This is a genomic window from Streptomyces alkaliphilus, from assembly GCF_014141535.1.
Taxonomy (GTDB): domain Bacteria; phylum Actinomycetota; class Actinomycetes; order Streptomycetales; family Streptomycetaceae; genus Streptomyces; species Streptomyces alkaliphilus.
Genome location: NZ_VKHT01000235.1, coordinates 1 through 5,967 on the forward strand (window position 1 = coordinate 1; position 5,967 = coordinate 5,967).

Annotated in this window: 5 protein-coding genes; 3 read left to right on the top strand and 2 right to left on the bottom strand. The window is 74.5% G+C overall.

Annotated features, from left to right (window positions below):
- Positions 1-108: 108 nt before the first annotated feature.
- Positions 109-1,101 carry a DUF368 domain-containing protein gene (locus tag FNQ90_RS10005; RefSeq protein WP_153426955.1) on the bottom strand — a complete coding sequence of 331 codons (993 nt, stop codon included), beginning with the start codon at positions 1,099-1,101 and terminating at the stop codon, positions 109-111.
- A gap of 360 nt (positions 1,102-1,461) precedes the next feature.
- Between FNQ90_RS10005 and FNQ90_RS10010 the strand changes: the two genes are divergently transcribed.
- A complete protein-coding gene (locus tag FNQ90_RS10010; RefSeq protein WP_182606047.1) occupies positions 1,462-3,066 on the top strand; it encodes a threonine/serine exporter family protein in 1,605 nt (534 codons plus the stop codon).
- Here FNQ90_RS10010 and FNQ90_RS10015 read toward each other — a convergent pair.
- A complete protein-coding gene (locus tag FNQ90_RS10015) occupies positions 3,017-3,514 on the bottom strand; it encodes an inorganic diphosphatase (RefSeq protein ID WP_182606048.1) in 498 nt (165 codons plus the stop codon). The genes FNQ90_RS10010 and FNQ90_RS10015 overlap by 50 nt on opposite strands.
- Positions 3,515-3,613: 99 nt before the next feature.
- Here FNQ90_RS10015 and dacB point away from each other — a divergent pair, with 99 nt between their 5' ends.
- A complete protein-coding gene (dacB, locus tag FNQ90_RS10020; RefSeq protein WP_323379865.1) occupies positions 3,614-5,113 on the top strand; it encodes a D-alanyl-D-alanine carboxypeptidase/D-alanyl-D-alanine endopeptidase in 1,500 nt (499 codons plus the stop codon).
- Between the two features lie 114 nt (positions 5,114-5,227).
- Positions 5,228-5,967 (top strand): zinc-dependent metalloprotease (locus tag FNQ90_RS10025; RefSeq protein WP_182606049.1); only part of this gene is annotated, 740 nt, incomplete at its 3' end.

Consider the following 5,967-nt stretch of genomic DNA (forward strand, 5'->3'; position numbering starts at 1 on the left):
CCGCGGCACGGCGCCCCGGGGGAAAGGTGGACGCCCCGCCGGACGGGTCCGGCGGGGCGTCGGGTGGTTCGGGGCCCGGCCCCCGGCGGAGCGAAAGGGCCGGAGGGCTCAGGTCCGGGCGTGCCGCCCGCGGCCCCGGCCGCGCCCCTCGGCGGCGGCGGTGCGCCGGTGCCCGGCGACCAACACCGCCGTCACCACCGCGAAGCCGAGCAGGAAGAGCAGCACGGTCGGCCCCACCGCCTCGTCGGGGGCGTACAGGCTGCGGTCGTGCTCGTCGCCCTGCCAGGGCCACAGCGCCCGCAGCGACCCGGCCATCAGGCCGGTCAGCACCACCAGCGTGATCCGGTGGTGCCGCTCCAGCAGCATGCGCAGCAGCTTCACGATGCACACCAGGCCGACCACGGCACCGAGGGCGAAGATCCCGATGTAGCCGAGGTCCCGCTCGTTGACGGCCTCGATGGTGGGCTCGTACATGCCCAGCGCCAGCAGCAGGAAGGAGCCGGACAGGCCGGGGAGCACCAGGGCGCACACCGCGATCGCGCCCGAACCGATCACCGCGAGCGGATTGTCGGCGGCCCCGCCGAGGGAGAGCGAGGTCAGCCAGAACGCCAGGCCGGCCGCCGCGGCGGCGGTCAGCCACTCGCGGGCCTTCCACCGTCCGCCGGAGCCGGAGAAGGGGATCCACAGCGAGGCGAGCACCAGGCCGAAGAAGACGGCGTAGGCGTACTGGCCGTGGTCGGTGACCAGCGGGGCGAGCAGGCGGGCGCTGAGCAGCAGCCCGACGACCATGCCGATCGCCAACGGGATGAGCAGTCCCCAGTCGGCCCGGCGGTTCTCCTCCAGGGCCCGGCCCGGCCCGCGACCCGCCGGGAGGTCGGTGACGGCCAGCCGCAGCGCCGCTCCCAGGTGCCCGGCCGCGCCGATCAGCCGCTCGTAGACCCCGACGATCAGGGCGACGGTGCCGCCGCTGATGCCGGGCAGCGCCTCCGCCACGCCGATCAGCGACCCGCGCAGGGCGATGGCGATCCGGTTCTCCCGGCGCACCGGCGGCCGGGTGGGGGAGTGCGGTCCGCCGGCGGCGTCGAGCGGGACGGCCGCCATCGGTGCCGTCGCCTCCGGGTCACCGGGGCCCGTCGGGACGCCGGAGCCCAGCGGTCCGTCCGGCGGAAAGGGACCGGTCCCCGCCGGGCGGGGACGCCCGGTGGCCCCGGGAACGTCGGAGTGCATTGCCATGGTCTCCACTCACACGGGTCGGGAAGGGCGGGCACGCCCGGCGGTGCTCCACGTGCCGGGGCGCCGCCGGCGGGGCGACCGGGATCACAGCCCGCCCCGGGGGCCGCCTGTCCGGAGCACGGCCCCACTCATCCTATGCTTCGCCAAGGGGCCCCTCGGGTGGGTCACCCACTTCCCCGGGAGGGGGACCACCGGGACGCGCGCGTGATGTGAGGGAGTGCTGCCGACGTGGCCGAGGACGACAACCCCACCTCGGAATTCGCGGTTCCGAAGGGGTTGAGACTGCCGCCTCCCGAGGATGAGAACCCCACCTCGGAGTTCGCGGTTCCCGAGGGGGTGCGCGCCCCGGCCCCCGCCGAGGCGCACAGCGACTTCCGAGCGCCGGGGCCCGATCCGGCGTTCACGCCGGCGGCCGGCATCCCCCTGCTGACCCGTACCAGGCAACCGTTGGGTTGGCAGGACCGGATGCGCCACATGGTGCGGCTGCCGCTGGCCGAGCGCCCGGCCCCGGAATCACCCGCCTCGACGGAGCGGGAGGAGCAGGGCGGACCGCCGGTACCGCGCATCCTGGACCTGACGCTGCGCATCGGCGAGTTGCTGCTGGCCACCGGTGAGGGCGCGGAGGACGTGGAGACGGCGATGTTCGCCATCGCCCACGCCTACGGCCTGGACCGTTGCGAGGCGACGGTCACCTTCACCCTGATCTCCGTGACCCACCAGCCCTCGCTGGTGGACGACCCGGTGTCGCTGAGCCGCATCGTGCGGCGGCGCGGCACCGACTACACCCGTCTGGCGTCGGTCTTCCGCCTGGTGGACGACATCACCGCCGGGTCGGTGACGCTGGAGGAGGCGTACGGTCGGCTGGCCGACATACGCCGTAACCGCCACCCCTTCACCAAGTGGCAGTTGACGGCCGCCGCCGGGCTGTTGGCGGGCTCGGCGAGCGTGCTGGTGGGCGGCGGGTGGCTGGTGTTCTTCCTGGCGGCCCTCGGCGCCGTGATCGGTGACCGGCTCGCCTGGTTGCTGGCGGCCCGCGGGCTGCCCGAGTTCTACCAGTTCGTCGCGGCGGCGACGGGGCCCGCGGCGGTCGGGGTGACCACGGCCGCCCTGCAACCGGGGCTGGTGCGGGCCGCGGCGGTGATCACCGGCGGGCTGTTCGCGCTCTTCCCCGGACGGGCCATGGTGGCCGGCGTCCAGGACGGTCTGACCGGTTACTACATCACCGCCTCCGCACGCATGCTGGAGGTGCTGTACCTGATCGCGGGCATCGTCATCGGGGTGTTGGCGATCCTCTACATCGGGGAGACCACGGGCGTCACCCTCAACCCGGAGGCGCTCTACACCCAGAACCGTCCCGCGGTGCAGCTGTTGGCGGCGATGGCGCTGGCCCTGGCGTTCTGCGTGATGCTGCAACAGGACCGGGCCACCCTCCCGGCGGCCGTCCTCAACGGTGGCGTGGCCTGGCTGATGTTCGGAGCCCTGCACGACGTGGGAGGCATCTCCCCGTTCGCGGCGACGCTGGTGGGCGCGGGGATGGTGGGGCTCTTCGGCCAGTTGCTGGCCCGCCACCGGCTCACCTCGTCGCTGCCGTACGTGACGGCGGCGATCGGCCCGCTGCTGCCGGGCAGCGCCCTGTACTTCGGACTGCTGGGACTGGCGCAGGGCAGCATCACCACCGGTGGTCAGCATCTGCTGCGCGCCGCGACGCTGTCCCTGGCGATCGCCATCGGGGTGAATCTGGGAAGCGAGATCGCGAGGTTGTTCATCGGTACGCCGGGCCGGCTCAGCCCGGTGGGGGACCGGCGCGGCGCCAAGCGCACCCGCGGGTTCTGACGCCGGAACCCGCGTCGGCGCGCCCCACCCAGTCGGCGCCCTCGACGGACTTGCCGGGCTCCAGGTCCTTGTAGACCTCGAAGAAGTGCTGGATCTCCAGGCGGTCGAACTCGCTGACGTCGCCGATGTCGACCAGGTGCTCCATGCGCGGGTCACCGGCGGGCACGCACAGCAGCTTGTCGTCGCCGCCGGCCTCGTCGGTCATCCGGAACATGCCGATGGCGCGGCAGCGGATCAGGCACCCCGGGAAGGTCGGCTCGTCGAGGATGACCAGGGCGTCCAGCGGGTCGCCGTCCTCGCCCAGGGTGTTCTCCACGAAGCCGTAGTCGGCCGGGTACACCGTCGAGGTGAACAGGTGGCGGTCGAGCCGGATGCGTCCGGACTCGTGGTCCACCTCGTACTTGTTCCGTGAACCCTTGGGGATCTCGATGGTGACGTCGAACTCCACGGGGAGGCTCCTTGTGCGTCGTGACCGGCTACGGATGGTTTAGTTTCCCCCGGGCGGTGCTGTGGTCGCGAAAGGGGCTGGTGACAGGTGCGGGATGCGGTGCGGGAGACGATCCGACGGCACCGGTCGGCCCACCGCCCCGCGGCGGTGGCCGCGACGGTGGGCGTGGCGGCGGCGATGGGCGCGATCCTCCTGTCGGGACCGTGGGACGCCGGACAGCGGGAGGCGGAGCGCGCCCGCGCCGCCGTGGTCGCCGATGCTCCGACCGGGTCGCGGGACACCGGAACGGCCGGCGACCGTTCGGGTGGTTCCCGGCCGGGGGAGGAGCCGCCCGTCGCCGCGCCGTCGGCGGGGCCGGTGCTCGAACCGCTCGGCCCGCGCGTGATCGACTTCTTCCCCGGTGCCGAACCGACTCCCGCCGACCGCGACCGGGGCATCGCCGGGAACCCGGCCCCGGTCGATCCCGCCTCGGTCCTCGATCCGCTGCTCGACGATCCGGCCCTCGGCCCGGATCCCGCCGCCTCCGTGATCGACCTGGCCGACGGGCGCCCGCTCTACACCCGGAACGGGGATCGCTCGATGGCCCCGGCCTCGACGGTGAAGGCCGCCACGGCCGCCGCCGCCCTGCACACCCTGGGGCCGGACCACCGGCTGACCACCCGGGTGGTGCTGGACCCGGACCGGGAGCGGGTGATCCTGGTCGGTGGCGGTGACACCGGCCTCGGTCACCGGGAGTTGGGCCGGCTCGCCGCGCGGACCGCCGAGGCGCTGCGGGAGCGCGGCATCGACGCGGTCGGGGTCGGCTGGGACGCCGGACCCGGCAAAGCCCCCTCCCACCACCCCATCGGGGTCAATCACAACATCGCGCCGTTCACCCCGCTGATGGTCAACGGCGGACGGTTGGACGACAGCACCACCGGTCCCGCCCCCCGTTCGGCGGACCCGGCCGCGGACGCGGCGGGCGCCTTCGTGCGGTTGCTGAAGGGGGAGGGGGTGGAGGTGCGCGGCTCCTCCGCCGCCCCCCGGCCCGTGCCCGGGAAAGCCGAGGAGGTGGCGGTCCACCGGTCCGCGCCGCTGGCGGTCCTGGTCGAGGAGATGCTCACCGACAGCGACAACGACATGGCCGAGTCGTTGGCCCGGGCCGTCGGGGAGGCGCGCGGCCACGGCGCCGGCCTGGCCGGGGCGACGCGGGGCGTCACCGAGGCGCTCACCGACATCGGCCTGCCCATGGACGGCGTCCGGGTGGCCGACGGCAGTGGCCTGGACCGCTCGGGGCGGATGACCACCGACGCGTTGGTGGGGCTCCTCGGGCTCGCCGCCGACCCCGGTCGGCCGGAGCTGCGAACGGTGCTCACCGGACTGCCGGTGGCGGGCTTCACCGGCACCCTGGACTCCCGCTACCCGGACGTGGGGGCGGGCGTGGTGCGGGCCAAGACCGGCACCCTCACCGGTGTGAACGCCCTGGCGGGCACGGTGGTGGACACCGAGGGCCGGGTGCTGGCCTTCGCGTTCCTCACCGAGGGCACCGTCTCGGCGACGGCGGCGCAGGACGCCCTGGACCGGGCGGCGGCCGCGCTGAGCCGCTGTGGCTGCGGCTGATCCGACCGGCCGGGCCGTCCCGGGGCCCCGGGACGGCCCGGCCCGGGCGGCGTCGTCCGACCGGCCCGGTCCCGCCGTACCCGTTCGTTCCGTTCGCCCCGTACCGTGGATGCCATGACACGTCTCGGTGGAACGGATCCGGTGGACTGGAATCTGGCGGTGGCCACCGCCAATCGCATCGTCCGGCCCGGCCCGGAGGTCGGCCGGGACGAGGCCCGCGCGGTCGTCGCGGAGCTCCGGCGGCACGCCGGGGCCTCGCAACACCACGTCCGGGAGTTCACGGCCCTGGACACCCGGGGGTTGGACACCCCCGTGCTGATCGTGGACCGTCCCGGCTGGGTGCGGGCCAACGTCGCGGGCTTCCGTGAGCTGCTGCGCCCGATGATCGACCGCATGCGCGAGCGCCGCGCGTCGGTGCCCGGCGGCACGGCGCTGACCATGGTCGGTGGCAAGGTCACCGGCGTGGAGGTCGGCATGCTGATGGCCTTCCTCTCCTCGCGGGTGCTGGGCCAGTACGAGACCTTCGCGCCGACGACCGCGCAGCTGCCCGGCGGCGAGCGGGGCGGCGGGCGGCTGCTGCTGGTCGCCCCCAACATCGTCCACGTGGAACGCGAGTTGGGAGTGGACCCGCACGACTTCCGGCTGTGGGTGTGCCTGCACGAGGAGACCCACCGGACCCAGTTCGGCGCCGTGCCCTGGCTGCGCGACCACCTGCGGGGCGAGATCCAGTCGTTCCTCTCCGAGGCCGACATGGACCCCACCACGCTGCTCGAACGCCTGAGGGGGGCCGCGCAGTCGGTCTCCGGGCGGGACCCGGAGGGAGAACCCGGGGGCGGGGCGCAGACCCCCGGCCC

Bases quoted from the DNA above. Each gene is read 5' to 3' on its own strand.
- FNQ90_RS10005 (WP_153426955.1), bottom strand. From the start codon at position 1,101: ATGGCGGCCGTCCCGCTCGACGCCGCCGGCGGACCGCACTCCCCCACC.